The sequence below is a fragment of the Shewanella fidelis ATCC BAA-318 genome (assembly GCF_000518605.1).
GTDB lineage: Bacteria > Pseudomonadota > Gammaproteobacteria > Enterobacterales > Shewanellaceae > Shewanella > Shewanella fidelis.
Window position 1 is genome coordinate 17,551 of the sequence record NZ_JADX01000021.1, and the last position, 17,542, is coordinate 35,092.

At 43.6% G+C, this 17,542-nt stretch carries 14 protein-coding genes and 1 pseudogene; 8 read left to right on the forward strand and 7 right to left on the reverse strand.

The window, feature by feature from the left end; genetic code table 11:
- Positions 1-39: 39 nt before the first annotated feature.
- The 4 genes from gspF to gspC all read right to left on the reverse strand — a co-directional run bounded on the left by gspF (position 40) and on the right by gspC (position 5,966).
- Complete coding sequence (gene gspF / locus L884_RS0111020; RefSeq protein ID WP_028767564.1) at positions 40-1,263, reverse strand: type II secretion system inner membrane protein GspF; 1,224 nt, start codon at positions 1,261-1,263, stop codon at positions 40-42.
- A 3-nt stretch (positions 1,264-1,266) separates the two neighbouring features.
- Positions 1,267-2,838, reverse strand: coding sequence for a type II secretion system ATPase GspE (gene gspE, locus L884_RS0111025; RefSeq protein ID WP_028767565.1), 1,572 nt, complete (start codon positions 2,836-2,838; stop codon positions 1,267-1,269).
- Positions 2,831-4,966: a type II secretion system secretin GspD gene (gene gspD / locus L884_RS0111030; RefSeq protein WP_028767566.1), complete on the reverse strand. Its 2,136-nt coding sequence runs from the start codon at positions 4,964-4,966 to the stop codon at positions 2,831-2,833. The genes gspE and gspD overlap by 8 nt, the downstream gene beginning before the upstream one ends.
- 82 nt (positions 4,967-5,048) lie before the next feature.
- A complete protein-coding gene (gene gspC / locus L884_RS0111035) occupies positions 5,049-5,966 on the reverse strand; it encodes a type II secretion system protein GspC (protein ID WP_028767567.1) in 918 nt (305 codons plus the stop codon).
- Positions 5,967-6,236: 270 nt separating this feature from the next.
- Between gspC and hslR the strand changes: the two genes are divergently transcribed.
- From hslR to L884_RS0111065, 6 genes are all read left to right on the forward strand, one after another.
- Positions 6,237-6,635, forward strand: coding sequence for a ribosome-associated heat shock protein Hsp15 (hslR, locus tag L884_RS0111040; protein ID WP_028767568.1), 399 nt, complete (start codon positions 6,237-6,239; stop codon positions 6,633-6,635).
- A 28-nt stretch (positions 6,636-6,663) separates the two neighbouring features.
- Positions 6,664-7,524: an Hsp33 family molecular chaperone HslO gene (gene hslO, locus L884_RS0111045; RefSeq protein ID WP_028767569.1), complete on the forward strand. Its 861-nt coding sequence runs from the start codon at positions 6,664-6,666 to the stop codon at positions 7,522-7,524.
- A 235-nt stretch (positions 7,525-7,759) separates the two neighbouring features.
- On the forward strand, positions 7,760-9,301 hold the full coding sequence (locus L884_RS0111050) for a phosphoenolpyruvate carboxykinase (RefSeq protein ID WP_028767570.1): 1,542 nt from the start codon (positions 7,760-7,762) through the stop codon (positions 9,299-9,301).
- 263 nt (positions 9,302-9,564) lie between these two features.
- Complete coding sequence (locus tag L884_RS0111055; RefSeq protein WP_028767571.1) at positions 9,565-9,984, forward strand: hypothetical protein; 420 nt, start codon at positions 9,565-9,567, stop codon at positions 9,982-9,984.
- The gene (locus L884_RS0111060; RefSeq protein WP_028767572.1) at positions 9,981-10,190 is read left to right on the forward strand and encodes a helix-turn-helix transcriptional regulator; all 210 of its coding nucleotides are present in this window, start codon (positions 9,981-9,983) and stop codon (positions 10,188-10,190) included. Before L884_RS0111055 ends, L884_RS0111060 begins: the two co-directional genes overlap by 4 nt.
- 211 nt (positions 10,191-10,401) lie before the next feature.
- Complete coding sequence (locus L884_RS0111065) at positions 10,402-12,249, forward strand: M14 family metallopeptidase (protein WP_028767573.1); 1,848 nt, start codon at positions 10,402-10,404, stop codon at positions 12,247-12,249.
- Between the two features lie 82 nt (positions 12,250-12,331).
- Here L884_RS0111065 and L884_RS0111070 read toward each other — a convergent pair whose 3' ends face one another.
- Positions 12,332-13,135, reverse strand: coding sequence for a class I SAM-dependent methyltransferase (locus L884_RS0111070; protein ID WP_028767574.1), 804 nt, complete (start codon positions 13,133-13,135; stop codon positions 12,332-12,334).
- A gap of 294 nt (positions 13,136-13,429) precedes the next feature.
- Between L884_RS0111070 and L884_RS0111080 the strand changes: the two genes are divergently transcribed.
- Positions 13,430-14,179 carry a DUF4097 family beta strand repeat-containing protein gene (locus L884_RS0111080; protein WP_028767575.1) on the forward strand — a complete coding sequence of 250 codons (750 nt, stop codon included), beginning with the start codon at positions 13,430-13,432 and terminating at the stop codon, positions 14,177-14,179.
- Between the two features lie 145 nt (positions 14,180-14,324).
- Positions 14,325-14,984 carry a signal peptidase I gene (gene lepB, locus L884_RS0111085; RefSeq protein WP_028767576.1) on the forward strand — a complete coding sequence of 220 codons (660 nt, stop codon included), beginning with the start codon at positions 14,325-14,327 and terminating at the stop codon, positions 14,982-14,984.
- A 79-nt stretch (positions 14,985-15,063) separates the two neighbouring features.
- Here the strand turns inward: lepB and L884_RS0111090 are convergent.
- Positions 15,064-15,324, reverse strand: a pseudogene (locus L884_RS0111090) (GIY-YIG nuclease family protein); the annotation flags it as partial.
- Between the two features lie 72 nt (positions 15,325-15,396).
- Entirely contained in the window at positions 15,397-17,529 is a 2,133-nt protein-coding gene (locus L884_RS0111095; RefSeq protein ID WP_156925681.1) for a S9 family peptidase, read from the reverse strand.
- Positions 17,530-17,542: the final 13 nt, after the last annotated feature.

A 17,542-nucleotide genomic window follows, 5' to 3' on the forward strand; every position in this document is an offset into this window, starting at 1 on the left:
TTAAACTAAAAATCTCATGCTTCAATTAGCAATTGAGCATTAACCACTAATCATATTATTCAGCGCCAAAATAGGCTGAAGAATTGCGAGAACAATAAACAGAACCACAGCAGCCATACTCACGACCAGCATAGGTTCAAATACCCCTAAAGCAATTGTCACATTCGACTCAAACTCTCGGTCTTGGTTATCAGCAGCACGCTCAAGCATCTGCTCAAGTTGACCACTTTTTTCACCAGAGGTGATCATATAGAGCATCATCGGCGGGAAAAGTTTAGTATTAGCCAACGCAGCCCCTAAACTTGTGCCCTCACGCACGCGCATCGTGGCTTCTTCAACCGCAGCTTTCACTTTTACGTTTACCAATACATCGCTTGCGATCCGCATTGCATCCAGTAAAGGTACAGAGCTGGCCGTTAAAATACTTAAGGTACGCGCAAAACGCGCTGTATTTAAGCTTTTACTTACCTTGCTAATAACCGGCAGTCGTAACAACATACTGTCGTATTTCATGCGATTTTTTGGCAAAACCAATAAACGTTTCGCAATAACAAACAAACCTATTAGTACACCTAAAATCATTAAACCGTAATCGCGAATAAAATCGGATGAAGCAATTAACAGCTCGGTTGTCCAAGGTAGTTCTTGCCCCATATGCTCAAACTGCCCCACAACCTGAGGCACAACTGCCGCAAGCAAAATGGCAATAACACCAATCGCTACAACAGTTAGCACGATAGGGTAGATCATTGCTTGAGTCATTTTACTCTTAAGCTGCTGACGACGTTCGGTGTAATCCGCAAGACGATTAAGCACCACCTCCAAATGGCCAGATTTTTCACCTGACGCCACCATTGCCCGATACAGCTCATCGAAAATATGCGGAAACTCTGCCATTGAGTCAGCAAGACTATAACCTTCAACAACCCTTGAACGTACAGCCATCACCATACTGGCTAGACGGTCCTTTTCACACTGTTGCCCCACCGCCTTTAATGCTTCTTCAACAGGCAAGCCAGCTGCAACTAAGGTTGCGATTTGGCGAGTAATCAATGCCAATTCGGCCGTCGATATTCCGCGCTTAAAAAAGCTAAAGCCAGCAGACTTGGTCTTGCTTTCTTTTTCGACCACTGGCGTGATCTCAAGCGGCATTAACCGCTGCTCTCTAAGCTGGGTGCGGGCGTGTCTTGCGGTATCTGCTTCAACAACGCCTTTCTTTTGTTTGCCGGTTTTATCTAATGCTTTATATTCAAATGCTGGCATGACTTACTCCTCGCGAGTGACACGCAGCACTTCTTCAAGGGTCGTTTTACCCGCAAGCACTTTACTCATACCGTCATGACGAATACTTGGTACTGATTGACGAATATACTTCTCAATTGCCAGCTCACCGCGACCGGTATGGATCAATTCACGCACGTTATCATCAACGACTAATAACTCATGGATACCGGTACGACCTCGGTAACCGTTATGCCCACAACTCTGACAACCTTTAGCCCGGAAAATGGTACGTGGATCGTCACTGCTTATACCAAGCAGCTCTCGTTCGCGATTATCCGGCACGTGTTCTTCTTTACAGCTTGGGCATAAAGTACGGATCAGACGCTGTGCCAACACCCCAAGTAAACTTGAAGAGACAAGGAAAGGCTCAACGCCCATATCTTGCAGACGAGTAATAGCACCGGATGCAGTATTGGTATGCAGAGTTGAAATAACCATATGACCAGTTAGTGAGGCCTGCACAGCAATTTGTGCGGTTTCTAAATCACGGATCTCACCAATCATTACCACATCTGGATCTTGACGTAGAATAGCACGTAGACCACGGGCAAAAGTCATATCAACCTTAGTGTTAACTTGAGTCTGACCTATCCCTTCCAACTCATATTCGATAGGATCTTCTACGGTGAGAATATTGGTATCTTTAGAGTTAATCTCTGTAAGACCTGCGTACAAGGTCGTACTCTTACCCGAACCGGTTGGACCGGTCACCAAAATAATGCCATGTGGTCTGCGGATCAGCTCATCAAACTGATGACGCACAGAGTCTGTCATACCGAGTTGCTGTAGATCTAAGTTACCGGCATTTTTATCTAATAGACGCAGCACGACACGCTCACCATGGCTTGATGGCATGGTTGATACACGCACATCAACAGCTCGGCCTGCGATACGCAGTGAAATACGACCATCTTGAGGTACGCGTTTTTCTGCAATATCAAGGCGCGCCATTACCTTAATACGTGATACCAGTAGCGATGATAATTTGCGGTTAGGCTTAAGAACCTCTTTTAAAATACCGTCAACACGGAAACGTACGACTAACTGCTTTTCGTAGGTTTCGATATGGATATCTGACGCTTCTTCTTTAATCGCTTCTGACAGCAAGGCATTGATTAATTTAATGATAGGCGCATCATCATCACCTTCGAGTAGATCTTCGGTTTGTGGCAGCTCTTCAGCAAGGGTGAACAGATCCATCTCATTACCGATATCTTCCATCATCTGCTGTGCTTCTGATGAATTAGCTTGGTACGCTTGAGTAAGCTTTGCCTCAAATGCACCATCTTCCAGCTTAATCAAAGGTAGTTCTTTACCACAGTAACGACGAACCTCAAGTAACGCACTCAACGGGGTACTTTGCACATGATATAACGACAACAGCTCATTATCGTCAGCCGCTAGCGCCACTTTAAAGCGATGTGCGAAAGCAAAGGGCAAACGCTCTTTGCTACTAGAATGGAAAACCTGATCGGCTTCCTCTTCTGAGACTAAGCCAAGCTCATTCGATACCTTGGCTAGCTCTTCATCCGCGGGAACTAAATTATCACTCATCGGCAGCATCTTTATCGGTTGCGGCTGCTTCAGCATCATCTGTCTTACTATTTGAGATGCTCTTTAGCGTCGGATCAGTCTCACGCATCTTAGTGTCTAAACCTTTACCCTCTTTGTAACGGTTAAGCACTTCATTAACGTCATCCGGTAAGTATTCTTCTTGATTCCACTCTTCTAAAATTGGAACTTCTGTATTTGGCATCAAGTTAACACCTCGCTCTTGCTGCTCAAGCTGCAGTGCGCGGAAGTAGTTATATTTGCGGCCAGCAATGCCTTCCATGGTAATACCGTCACGGATAATGGTTGGCTTGATAAATACCATTAAGTTTTTCTTCTTTTTACCACTTGAAGATGACTTAAATAGATGACCAATAATTGGAATATCGCCTAAGAATGGTACTTTTTGCACCGACTCTTGTACTTCTTCATTGATCAAGCCACCTAACACGACGATTTGGCCTGAATCAGCCATTACAGTTGTCGTTAAACGTCGGGTGGCAAAAGTTACGTCAACACCGGTTTTACCATTAATACCTGAGACTTCTTGTTCAATGGTTAACTTAACTGAAGTACCTTCGTTAATTTGCGGAACAACTTTAAGCTTAACGCCCACTTCCTTACGTTCAACGGTTTGGAATGGATTGCTATTGCCATTACTTGAGTTTTGACTACCGGTCAAAATAGGGACTTCGTCACCCACAATAAACGAAGCTTCTTGGTTATCTAACGTAGTGATCGATGGTGTTGCAAGTACGTTTGATTTAGTGTCGCTTGAAACAGCTTGAATAAGTGCGCCAAAGTCACCCATGGCTACGCCCCACGCCATACCATTCACTTTACCCAATGCCTGGGCAAGTAATGTAATGTCACCTCGAGTATCTGGGTTTTCAGTACAAGTACCGTCATTACAAACTGTTGAGCCTTCTTCCCCCTGAGCTTGCCAAATACCTGCGCCAATTTCACCGATGGTCGGGCCTAAGTTATTAAACTGAGTACCACCGCCAGCTTCGGTTGCCCACTGCACACCAAAACCAACATCATCGCCCTCTGCAACTTCAACGATAATTGCTTCAACCAATACCTGTGCACGACGAATATCGAGCTGGTTTATCACGCTTTCAATAGTGCGCATCTGATCAGGTTCGGCACTAATAACTAGGGCGTTAGTATCGGTGTGCGCCATAATATTAATGTCATTGCGGCGCTTGGCGCCACCACCCGCTTGCGGCGCGCCTTTATCTTCTGCTAACTGCTCAGCAAACCCAGTCAAAACTTCAACTAAGTCTTCTGCCTTGGCATAGCGCAAGTAGCGAACTTTAGTGTTACCGGTATTGGCTTGTTCAGCATCGAGGTTTCTAATTAACTTAACAACACGCTCGCGACTCTTTTCGTCACCACTTACTACAACCGCGTTAGTGCGCTCATCAGCAACCACTTTAGGCGCTTGCCCCGGCATTTGTGCTTGATTAGCTGTTGAACGATAAAGGGTATCAACAATACGTACGATCTCACCAGCAGAAGCAAACTCAAGTTTTACTACTTCGACTTCTGTATCACCTTGCTTATCAACGCGACGCACAATTTCAACTAGCTTATTAACAACAGCTGCGCGGCCAGAAATCATCAGCACATTTGAGGGGTCATAGTTAACAACGTTACCGCCGCCAGCATTATCATTTAACTGGCGTAGTAGTGGTGCCAGCTGCTTAGCTTCAGTATTGTAAAGCGCCACGATACGAGTAACCATCTCATCTCCCAAGCCAGGAGCATTATCGTCAGCGACTCGGATAGATGCGGTTTTAGCATCTTTATCTTTAATTACCTTGATGATGTTGTTGTCCATTTCGACAACCGCATAACCATATACTTGCAGCACATTAAGGAAGAATTGGTAGTATTGTTCGTCGTTAAGCAGATCGTAGCTACGTACATTAATTTTACCGCGAACGGTAGGGTCGACAATAATAGTCCGGTTCAAGTTTTTACCAACAATATTGATAAACTCTTGGATATCCGTGCCCTTAAAGTTAGCCGCATATTGTTCAGACCAAGCGAGTTGTGGTGCTAGCAGTGAAGCCCCCATAACCATACTGGCGATTAGTCTGCGTCTAATCCGCTTATTATTCATTGTTATACTTCCCCTAAACCCTTTCGTTGCCGTGAATACCAATTTGGTATTACCGCAAATTCTATTGTTATCTCTGCGCTGATTACTCTGGTAGGCTAAACATTATCTCTATTAGCTGACCTTCTCGCTCTACCATTAACGCGACTTCTGTCATATCTGGTAGTTGAGCCATAACCTCTAACGCTTGCCCCATATCCGTCAGGTCATAACCGTTAATTGATTTGGCTAAATCGTTTGCTTTGAAACCAGCTTGCTTAAACAGTTCCCTATCTTTTCCTGGATTAAGGCGATAGCCGGCAAGCTCACCACCACTTTTAACCGGTGAAATAGATAAATAGTCAGTGATCTTACTTGGATCCGCTAATATCTCTTCTCGTGACTGGCTCAGTTCGGCCGCTACTGCTCGATTGCTGCGATTATCAATCGTTTTGCCTTTCGATACGCTTTTGGCTTGTTGTAATTGCTGGTTAGCAGCACCACTAGTACTGTACTCTAGACCATCAAGCATTAAGGTCTCGTAACGGCCACTATTGGTAATAATGATACGATCAGCATATACCTCTTTGAGTGATGCTGACGTACCTTTGATCTTGTCACCCAGACTATATGTATCTTGGCTACCACTTGAAGCGATAACCGCAAGCCCTTTCTTTTCAGTCGTTGATGCCACAACACCAGTTAGCTGGATAGAAAGAGACGTTTTAGGTGCATCGGTAATGATTTCTTCTACGGGTGCCGCTTTCGGTTTAGCCCCCTCGGCATCGACTTTGCCGAATAATGAAAGTTGCTGCAGACCAAGAATATTAACTTGCCCTGGCGCACTAGTTGAAACAGGCGTTGGAACCCAGCGCGTGGTGGCCGAGTCATTAGGAATTAGCTTCCAAGTCATCTGCGCAAGCAAGTAAAGAGCAATCAATACTCCTAGACTGAATACCGCTGTGCTGACGGGCTTTTGGGGCACTCCTGCCGCTTTAGTTAAAAATTTATCTAATAAATCCATATTTAAGTGGACCTTATACACAGGTCTCTGTTCTGTTTATAGTAATTTTTTGGAACCTGACTCATGCTACCCCACACAGCGTATTGCAACAAGCCCATAACAGCAGCAATGTTGGCGATATTTGGTCAAATATGCTAACTTTACGCGCCTTAAAAGGGTGTGAGGCTTGCCACTATTTTGCCAGTAAGAGCGTAAAGTTTTGTATATTCTTGCTGAGCTTGTGAAGTTCCCCCTACTTTACCTATGCTTAATTTACTACTGGAGTCGTTCATGAGCGATAACGAACAACAAGTGTTCAAAGTTCGGCTTGATAAATGGCTTTGGGCAGCACGTTTTTATAAAACCCGTGCTATCTCAAAAGAGATGATCAATGGTGGCAAAGTACACTACAACGGCCAACGTACTAAATCGAGTAAATTTGCTGAAGTGGGTGCCACAATTAGATTACGGCAAGGACATGACGAAAAAGAGATCGTCATAAAAAAATTATCTGAATATCGCCAGAAAGGGTCTATTGCGCAAACCCTTTATGAAGAAACACCGCAAAGCATAGCCAAGCGAGAAGTCTATGCCGAGCAACGACGCTTGAACATTCTTAATAATCCGGCACCGGCACAAAAGCCTGATAAGAAACAACGTCGTCAAATTATACGCTTTAAAGAAAGCTAAAAATTGGAAAACTGTTATGACAGAGAATATGAGTAAAGACAATTTATACCGCTACCTTTTCGAAAACGCCAGCGTTCGTGGAGAGCTAGTGCAGCTCGAAAGCAGCTATCAAGAAGTCATTTCAGCCCATGACTATCCGCTAGCCATCCAAAAAATATTGGGTGAGTTAATGGCATCAACCTCACTATTAACCGCTACATTAAAATTTAGCGGCGATATCAGCGTGCAATTACAAGGTGACGGTCCAGTATCACTTGCAGTCATTAACGGTAATAACCTACAACAACTGCGCGGTGTATCACGCTGGCAAGGTGACATTAGCGATGATGCGAGCTTGCAACAAATGTTTGGCAAGGGTTATATGGTTATCACTCTTACCCCTGACGACGGTGAGCGCTACCAAGGTGTTGTTGGCCTAGAAAAAGAAACGTTAGCTGAGTGTTTAGAAGATTATTTCCAACAGTCTGAACAACTACCAACTAAAATCAAGCTGTTTGCGGATACTAAGCAAGCTGCAGGTATGTTCTTACAAGTATTACCTACTGATGGCGAGCACAATGACGAATTCGAGCATTTATCGATTCTGACTGAAACGGTTAAGCAGGAAGAACTGTTTACTCTTGAAGCGCAAGACGTGCTTCACCGCTTATATCACGAAGAAGACGTGCGCCTATACGAGCCTGTAGCAGTTAGCTTCAAATGTACTTGTTCAAAAGAGCGTAGTGCGAAAGCTATTCGCACCGTGGCAAAAGCAGAGGTCGACGCGATTATTGCAGAGCAAGGTAAAGTTGAAATGGGTTGCGAATACTGCAACAGCACCTATGTTTTCGACTCAATCGATATTGAAGCTATCTATGCCAACTCACCAAGCAATTCTGTCACTCAGTAAGCAAGGTTATTGAGTTTAACAAGGCGCCTTTCATGGCGCCTTTTTTATTTCCATATTGCCCCTAGTACTCACCGTCAAACACAGTTTCAAAACCACAATTATTACCTTGAGTCACTTTTTCGCATTTTTTTTGAACTACAGCACACTTTAGTGGCTGTATAAGTTACAATCGACTAACAAAGCTGGCATTAAAGATCAGCAATAGACTATGACCTCAAAGATGGAGACCTTACCTATGGCGGATGGATCAACCCGCGAGTACCGCAACCTTTCTACAGGCCAGCTAGTTGAGCTTGCACTAGCTCGTGGTGAAGGCGAATTAACAGCAAATGGGGCGCTAGTCGCCAAAACCGGTGCTCGTTCAGGCCGCTCACCCAATGACCGCTTTATTGTGAAAGAGCCAAGCTCAGAAGCAGAGATTGAATGGGGAGCAGTCAACAAGCCTTTCGAAGCCGATGCTTTTAATGCACTTTGGGACCGGGTTGAGACTTATCTAGCTGATAAAGACATTTTTGTCTCTGAGCTAGAAGTCGGTGCAAGCAAAGAGCATTATCAACCAGTAAAAGTCACCACCCAGTACGCTTGGCATCAGTTATTTGCTCGTAATCTTTTCATCGTGCCACAAGAGTTTAATGCCGCTGATAAACCAGTATGGCAGATCATGAACGCACCTGAGTTTGAATGTATCCCTGAGCGCGACGGCACTCATTCAGATGCTACTGTGATTATCAATTTTGCTGAGCGTAAAGTTCTGCTAGCAGGACTTAAATATGCTGGCGAAATGAAAAAGTCTATGTTCTCGGTGCAGAATTTCCTACTACCAGCTAAAGGCGTTCTGCCAATGCACTGCTCGGCCAACGTCGGTGAAAACGGCGATACCACGCTATTTTTTGGTCTTTCAGGTACAGGCAAAACTACGCTATCAGCAGATCCTAAACGTTTTCTTATCGGCGATGATGAACACGGCTGGGCACCGGGTGGTGTATTCAACATTGAAGGGGGTTGCTACGCCAAATGTATCGACCTAAGCCAGAAAAATGAGCCGGTGATTTGGGATGCCATCCGTTTTGGCACTGTATTGGAAAATGTTGTTACCGATGAAAATCGCGTACCAGACTACAATGACTCAAGTTTAACTGAAAACACTCGAGCAGCTTATCCACTAGAACATATTAGCCAACGCAAGCTTGATAACTGCGGAGCTGAGCCTCATGCAGTCGTGTTTTTAACTTGTGATGTGTCAGGTGTTCTTCCACCAGTATCTAAGCTAACTAAAGAGCAAGCGGCTTATCACTTTTTATCAGGTTATACAGCGAAAGTAGGTTCAACTGAAATGGGCTCTACAGCAGCTATTCAATCAACCTTCTCTACCTGTTTTGGCGCGCCATTCTTCCCTCGCCCAGCAGGAGTTTATGCCGAGCTGCTGATGAAACGTATCGAATCGTTCGGCAGCCAAGTTTACCTAGTTAATACTGGCTGGACAGGCGGCCCGCATGGTATCGGTAAGCGCTTCGATATTCCAACTACTCGCGCAATTGTAGACGCAATCGTGTCAGGTGAACTAAAAGATGTGGAAACCGAGTACCTTGAAAAGCTTAATCTGCATGTGCCTGTGGCTGTTTCTGGCGTAGATAGCAAATTGCTTAACCCTGTAAACACATGGGAAGACAAAGCAAAATATGCAGAGTTTGCTCAGCATTTAGCCGAAAGTTTTGAGGCTAATTTTGAAAAATATCAAGTGCCTGACTCAATCAAAGGTGCTGGACCAAACGTATAAACGCTAAGAGTTAATAATTTAACCTTGCATACTTACTTGTAAAAATCCCAGCTTTAGCTGGGATTTTTTTTTTACTTCTAGCAACTCGCTATCGCATTTTACAGTATCACTACCCACCTACAAGTAAGAACTCCACCTAAAAAGTAAAGCTATAACTACAATAAGTAAAACAAACTTGACTTTGGTTATAGTTAGACCTAAGTTTAGGTCAAGCTTACTTTACATTGGTAAGGTTTGAACAAACGAGATAAGGAGCTACCACAATGAAAATCATTGAAGCAATATGCGCAAAAGGTTTACCCAAACGAGACCTAAAAAATGCTAACCGAGTCAATCTATTAGCGCTACTTTGGGCTGGTACTCTCTTGCTCAGTACATACCTCATCGAAAACCAATCGCTAAGCACTGGCATCGTCACTATGCTATTTAGCCTGCACAGCCTTATTGGGATCTTTATGTTAGTCAGCTATCGTCATTTTCTGGTGCAGTTAGATGAAATGGAGCGTAAAGTTCAGTTCGACGCACTGGCTTTATCTGTAGGGGTAACCATTATCTTTTTTTCTAGCTATTCAATTTTGGCAAATAGCGCTATCGTGCCAACATTAAACGCAGCATACCTCATTGCTCTAATGGCGTTGACTTATATGTTTGGCATTATTAAGGGAAGGATTAATTACCGATGAAAAACCGCCTAAAGGTGCTCAGAGCTGAGCGTGACTGGACTCAAGCAGATTTAGCCGAAAAGCTTGAAGTGTCACGTCAGACAATCAACGCTATTGAAAAGGGAAAGTATGACCCGAGCTTACCTTTAGCATTTAAAGTAGCACGACTTTTTGCAATCCCCATTGAAGCAATTTTTACAGATGAAGTTGAAGTCGATATTAGCTAACGAGGCGTGCTATGCACGCCTAATCTTTTAGCCCTCCCCCTCTAAACCAACAATTAAAAGCATGAAATCGTGCTGTTGTAACACCAAAACTAGGTAGTAAAAGCTGTGTGCACATTTGGACACAGATACTTGGTTGCACTTGTTATGGTTTTATTGAAAGATGTTTGCCTAATAATAATTCAAACCCGACTTTACTATTGGATAAGCAACCATGCGCCGACTTTCGTTTCCAACTATCGCTTTGCTGGCTGTCACAACCAGCCAGTTCTCAAGTGCCACTGAACTACACACAGCAAATCCACCTCAGTTAGCCAAGACTTTTGTTAACGACGCAATCTTGCCGCCAATTCTGCCTTGGCATGGCAATAGCGAGTCACTTATTGTTACAGCAGACGAGCAATGGGCAACGCCATTTGAGCAAAATGGTCTTAAAACCAGCCCAAGTTATGACGAAACTTTTATTTGGTTAGATAAGCTAATAGCGCAAAGCGATATGTTGCATAAAGTCAGCATAGGTAAAAGTCCGCAAGGACGAGAGATTTGGATGATTGTGGCGTCGAAAGAGGGTGCCAGTGATGCTCGGGCGTTATCACGCAATGATAAACCGACCTTACTGGTACAAGCAGGGATCCATTCAGGCGAGATTGATGGCAAAGATGCGGGCATGATGTTGCTGCGCGATATTGTCTTTAACGGTAAAGCACAGTTACTCGATAACGCTAACTTATTATTTGTGCCTATATTTAGTGTTGATGGCCATGAACGGGCAAGCGAATTTAATCGTGTTAATCAGCGCGGACCGGTGAATATGGGCTGGCGTACCACTGCGCAAAACCTCAATTTGAACCGCGATTACGCTAAAGCTGATACCCCTGAAATGCAGCATATGCTGCGTGCTATCAATATCTGGCAGCCCGATCTGTATATCGATGTGCATGTTACTGATGGCATTGATTACCAATACGATGTCACATTTGGCTACAATTTAGCCCAAGGCAATAGCCCATCCATTTATAACTGGTTAGAGAGCAGCTACCGACCGCAAGTTGAAGCCGCATTAACCGAGCAAGGTCATGTTCCTGGGCCATTAGTTTTTGCCATGGATAATACTGATATCACTAAAGGCATGTCACTCTGGAACGCTAGCCCACGTTTTTCTAATGGCTATGGTGATGCACGCCACTTGCCTACAATTTTAATTGAAAACCATAGCTTAAAACCTTATAAGCAAAGAGTGCTTGGCACTTACGTTATGTTAGAAGCATCACTGAAAAGTATCGCCAGTGACAGCACTAAACTCACTTCAGCAATCCAACAAGATAAATACCGATATTCACCTAGGTTAACCCTTAGCTGGCAACAAGAGCTGCAAGCTCAAGGTTGGGATTTTAAAGGTATAGGCTACACACTAGAGCAAAGTGCCATTAGTGGAAATGAGATAGTTCGCTGGAATGGTGAGCCAGTACTATATAAAAATTTACCCGTTATTGGCGGCACCAAAGCTGATATTAGCGTATCGCGCCCGGCAGCTTATTACATTCCAGCCCAGTGGCAACAAGTAATTGAGCGCTTAAGTGTACACGGGATCCGCATGACAACATTATCCAAAGGTGTTGAACAAACGGTACAACAATATCAATTTAGTGCGCCTCAGTTTGCGAATAAAGACTACGAAGGACGCCAGCGAGTCAAAGCGACAGTGCAAAGCCAACAGATAAAAATGGAGTTGCCAGCAGGTACTGTTCGAGTTGATACCAAACAGCCACTGGGCGATCTTGCTATCTTACTATTAGAGCCGCAATCCCCAGATTCATTATTTCAATGGGGCTTTTTTAACCCTATCTTTACTCGTACTGAGTACATCGAAAACTACGCTGTCGAGCCTCTAGCACAACAGATGTTAGACAATGACCCTGCACTGCAAGCTGAATTTAATCAAGCTTTGAAAGATGAAGCATTTGCTGCCGATCCTAAGGCTCGTCTGCGTTGGTTTTATCAACGCAGCCCTTATTACGATAGCCACTATTTAAAATATCCTGTGGTTAGAGCAAACCAATAGCTTTGTGTAGATCTCTAAAACAGAAACAGCGCATAAGCGCTGTTTCTGCCTCTAGACTTTAATCTCTTTCCCTAAAAGATAATCAAGGCTTTTTAGTCGCCATAATCGAATAGGTTAATGGTAATCGCTGGCCTTTTTGCTCTACAAAGTATCGTTTACAGGACTTAATTCCATCAGGCAGTTCTACCTCGACAACTTCTTCGCTTAAGCCTTCAAAACAGTTATAGGGGCTGAACGGAAATTCATTGAACAGATTAATCTCAAATCCAGCTTTAATTAGCGCATTAATAACATCAGCTAAAGAATGCGACCAACTCGCAAAAGTATTGGTTTTATCACCCGCATTTTCAGTGTAGGTCACTTCATCTTCGATATCTGGCTCGGGATGATGAAAATAACTGTAGCCTTCAAATAACCCATGAGCCGGATGAAACTCAACCATATAAAACTGACCACCAGCCACAAGTTTGCTGGCAACGGTTTGTGCCCACTTATCCAGATCTGGCAGCCACACGATAGCCCCATAAGAAGTAAACACAATATCAAACTGCCCACTAACTCGCTCACCGACCTGATAGACATCGCTGCATATAAACTCCGCCTGTAACTGAGTTTGTGCAGCTAAAATATTTGCCTGTTCAATCGCGACACTAGAGAGATCTACCCCGGTCACCTTTGCACCTAATCTAGCCCATGACAAGGTGTCTAAACCAAAGTGACACTGTAGATGCAATAGGCTTTTACCTTCAACCGCTAAACTGGTTAGTTCAATTTCTTGCAGTGAGGTGGCACCAGCTAAGAAACCGGTGACATCATAAAAATCCGAAGAAAAGTGTGTTACTGCACGATCGTTCCAACCAGCCTGGTTCACTGATAAGTAGTCCATTATTTTGTCATCCATTGTTCGATTACTATTGTGCTGTTTCTCAATAACTCACTAAGGGTATTAGCACTATTTTTGAACACATTTAGGTCTTACTCAACAGTAAGCACCAACTCTTGAGCAATTTCACCAATAAATACACCTTAATGATAGTTAATGAGGTAATTAACCACTCAGCTCTAGGCCAATAAAAGCGTAACCCAATAAAAACAACAACATAAACCATTGGCACACTTTCTGCTTAGTCATGACCATTAACATAATAGTTGCTATGACAATAATAAAAGGAAGTTATCAATGAAATCAGCCCTACTTGCTACCGTTATCGCCGTTTCACTTTCAGGTTGCATTATCAACGTCAACGGCGCTAACGCTGGCCCATTAAACCATCAAAAAAAACAACTACAAATCGATGCCAAACAGATTGACACTTTAGTGGCTGAAACCGCTGCAGGCGACCTCAATATTCAAGGTGTTGCTGGCTTAACACAAATCATGGTGACTGCTGATATCTATACTTATGGCGATATCGAGAGCAATCTAAACCTTAAACAGAGCGGCTCTAAAGCCAAACTGGTTGCAGATTTCGACAGTAACATTAGCTTTAAGCGTTCACCTTACATCGATCTCACGATCCAAGTTCCAAGCAACATGATGCTAGATATCGATGATGGTTCTGGCGACATTGAAATTAAAGGCGTTATGGCGGACATAAAGCTTGATGACGGCTCAGGTGATGTTTGGATTAAAGGTGGAAAAAACCTGAACATTCAGGACGGTTCCGGCTCGGTTCAGATCAACAATACGACAGGTAAACTCACCCTTGAAGACGGCTCAGGCTCAATAAACTTAAAAGAGATTGGCGGTGACACATATATTGATGATGGCTCAGGTGACTTAAACGTTGCTAACGTCAACGGTACTGTTGTTATTGATGATGGCTCAGGTGATATCAACGTCGAAAATACCCTTGGCCTAAGCATTATCGAATCAGGTTCAGGAGATTTAAGCATAGATAACATCAACGGCTCTGTCAGCATGAATTAAATTGCACTCATCTTCCCGGCGCAGGGACTGCTGCCGAGCCCAAAGCTCAATCATAGCAAACCTATGATTGATCCCGTTGGCAATCAGCTTTCCCTGCCCACTTAACTTACCACTGCAACTCAGTAGCACACCTATGAGGTAGTGAATGCAAAAGCTATATAAAATTTGGCACAACAATAAGCAACTCATTCTTTTTATCTTGTTGATGTCGGTATTTAGAAGTGCTGTTGCCGATTGGTACTCAGTACCTACAGGCTCAATGCAACCAACGATAGTAGAAGGCGATCGTATTGTCGTTGATAAAATGGCTTATGATCTTAGAGTGCCATTTTCTGATATTTCAATATTGGCAACCGGCGAACCTAGCCGTGGAGAAATTGTGGTATTTGAGTCTGCCGCAGCTGACGAACGTTTAATAAAAAGGGTTATTGGCGTACCGGGAGATACCATCAGCCTGCAAAATGAAGTGTTGTTTATTAACGGTCAAGCACTGGATTACGCTGTAATATCTAACGATACACAACAGCTAATTGCTAGCGAGAACTTACTGGGTTTAAGCCATCGCATCCGTATTGAAAAAACAGCCAGTGCCAATCTCAGTAACTTTACTCCCCTTACCGTGCCGAGTAATCACTATCTCGTCATGGGGGATAATCGCCGTAATAGTGCTGATTCACGTGTCTATGGTTTTGTCCCTAGGGCAGAGCTTAAGGGTAAAGCCACTCGCATCGCGTTCTCGTTAGACTATGATGACTATTACTTACCGCGCAAACAGCGCTTTTTTACCGATCTCTATACTCAGTAATCCAACAGGTGAGCAGTGCTCTTAAATAAAAATGGCGTAACTTTTTTTAAGTTACGCCATCTATCGTTAGCCACAATAATCAATCAAACGTCGACAGCAATGCTAGCTTCTTAGCTCGAGGCCATTTCTTTAACGCTATTTCTCGCTTGAGTGCATCTGAATGGCTACCAACGGTTTCTGAGTACACTAAAGTGAGTGGTCCTTTGCCACGCAAAAACTTGGCTGATTTAGCACTATTACTCTGATGCTCACTAAAGCGACGCGCAACATCTGTAGTGATCCCCGTATAAAGCTGACCATTAGCACAACGAACCATATACAAGAACCATAAAGCATTGCTGCGCTTATCCGTTGGAAGACTTTCCGCTTCCATATGGGGCTCTACTACTGTTTTTGACCTAGCGACCATTTATCACTCATCTAAACCAAGCAAACCAATAAAGAAAGCATACTCTTGGGCTTTGTCTTCATACTGGCGATAGCGACCACTCTTGCCCCCGTGCCCCGCTTCCATATCGGTATCAAATAACAGCATGTTGTCGTCTGTCTTCAGTTCGCGCAATTTAGCGACCCATTTAGCTGGCTCAAAGTACTGTACCTGTGAGTCGTGCAAACCAGTTGTGACTAATAAATGAGGATAAGCCTGCGCTTTGATATTGTCATAAGGCGCATAGCTAAGCATATACTCAAAATAGACCTTTTCATTCGGGTTACCCCATTCGTCATATTCGTTAGTCGTTAATGGGATAGATTCATCCAGCATAGTAGTGACCACATCAACAAATGGCACATGGGCTGCAACAGCAAAGTAATGCTCAGGCGCTTGGTTAATCACGCACCCCATCAATAAACCTCCAGCACTGCCACCAGCAGCCACCACCTTACCTTTCGCGCCATAGCCTTGTTCAACAAGCGCTGTCGTCACATCAACAAAATCATTAAAGCTGTTTTGTTTATTGAGCATGCGTCCATCGTCGTACCAAGCTCTACCTAACATCTCTGAGCCACGCACATGGGCGATAGCATAAACAACACCTCTATCGAGTAAGCTTAAAATAGATGAGCTGAAATCAGGCTCTACTGTGTAGCCGTATGACCCATAGCCGTATTGATATAACGGATTAGTACCATCTTTGCTGAATTTATCTTTACGGTAAACCAAGCTAACAGGCACTTGCTTGCCGTCACGAGCCGTAATAAACAAACGCTCAGCTTGGTAATCCTCACGGCTAAAACCGCCCAACACTTGTTCTTGTTTTAGCAATTCACGCTCATTCGGCCTTGCTAAAGCATATTCATAAATAGACTCAGGCGTCGTTGGACTGGAGTAGAACACTCTTAATTTGTCACTTTGTTGGCTAACGTTGATATCCAACCCCACTACATAAGCAGGGTCATTAAATTCAAGCTCAAATTCTGCTTGGCCATTAAACGGATAAATTCGAATGCGGCTCATACCATTTTCACGAGTCTGTACCACCATATAATCATTAAGCAACAACACATCTTCTATGCGCGAGTTAAGATCATGGGCAATCACATCTTGCCAAGCATTCTTATCTGCAGCTTGATCGATAGCGACTTTCATCAAGCGGAAGTTACTTGCTTGCCAGTTGGTGAGAATGTAGTAAGTATCATCTAGTTTAGAAACTGAATACTCATGCCCCTCCTCTCTTTCCAGTACTGGGGTAAATCTTGCTAAAGGCTGGTTTGCATCCAGCATACTCACTTCGCTGGTTACAGTACTTTCGGCATAAAGCACGATTTGAGTTTCATCTAATGACTTACCTAAACCGATATAAAAAGTATCGTCTTGCTCTTCATAAATTAATACATCATCAGACTGTGGCGTACCTAACTTATGACGAAATACCTGAAACCCTAATAAGGTTTGTGGATCTTTAGCGATATAAAATAGATGAAGATTGTCGTTCGCCCACACAACTGAACCATCGGTACCTTCTAGTACATCATCTATTAACTCACCTGTTGTAAGGTCTTTTACGTACAAGGTATAAATACGACGACTCAAAAGATCTTCGGCAAACACTAGCTTAGTTTCATCTGGGCTAACAGAAACTTGGCCTAAACCATAAAACTCCTGCCCTTTAGCGCGCAAGTTTACATCTAGCAGTACTTGCTCATGCTCGCCTGAAAGCTCGGCTTTACGCGCAATAACTGGATACTCAAGACCCGCTTTATAATAACGGTAATACCAATGCTGGTGCCAAAAGTAAGGTACGCTCGACTCGTCTTTATCTAAACGTCCCACCAGCTCCTCAAACAAACGCTGTTTTAAGTCGTTAAATGGCTGAAACTGGGATTTGGTATAGGCATTCTCGGCATTCAAATGCGCGATAATACGCGGGTCTTTGCGCTGGTCATCTCGCATCCAGTAATAATCATCAACACGCGTTATACCGTGCAATGTCATGCTATGGGGAATTTTATCGGCTTGAGGTGGTTTAACGGTTTGGTTTGCAGTCATATTATTACATCCAAATAGCAGTACAGCACTGAGTATGAGCGAAGCAATCTGTTTCATCGAATATCCTTAT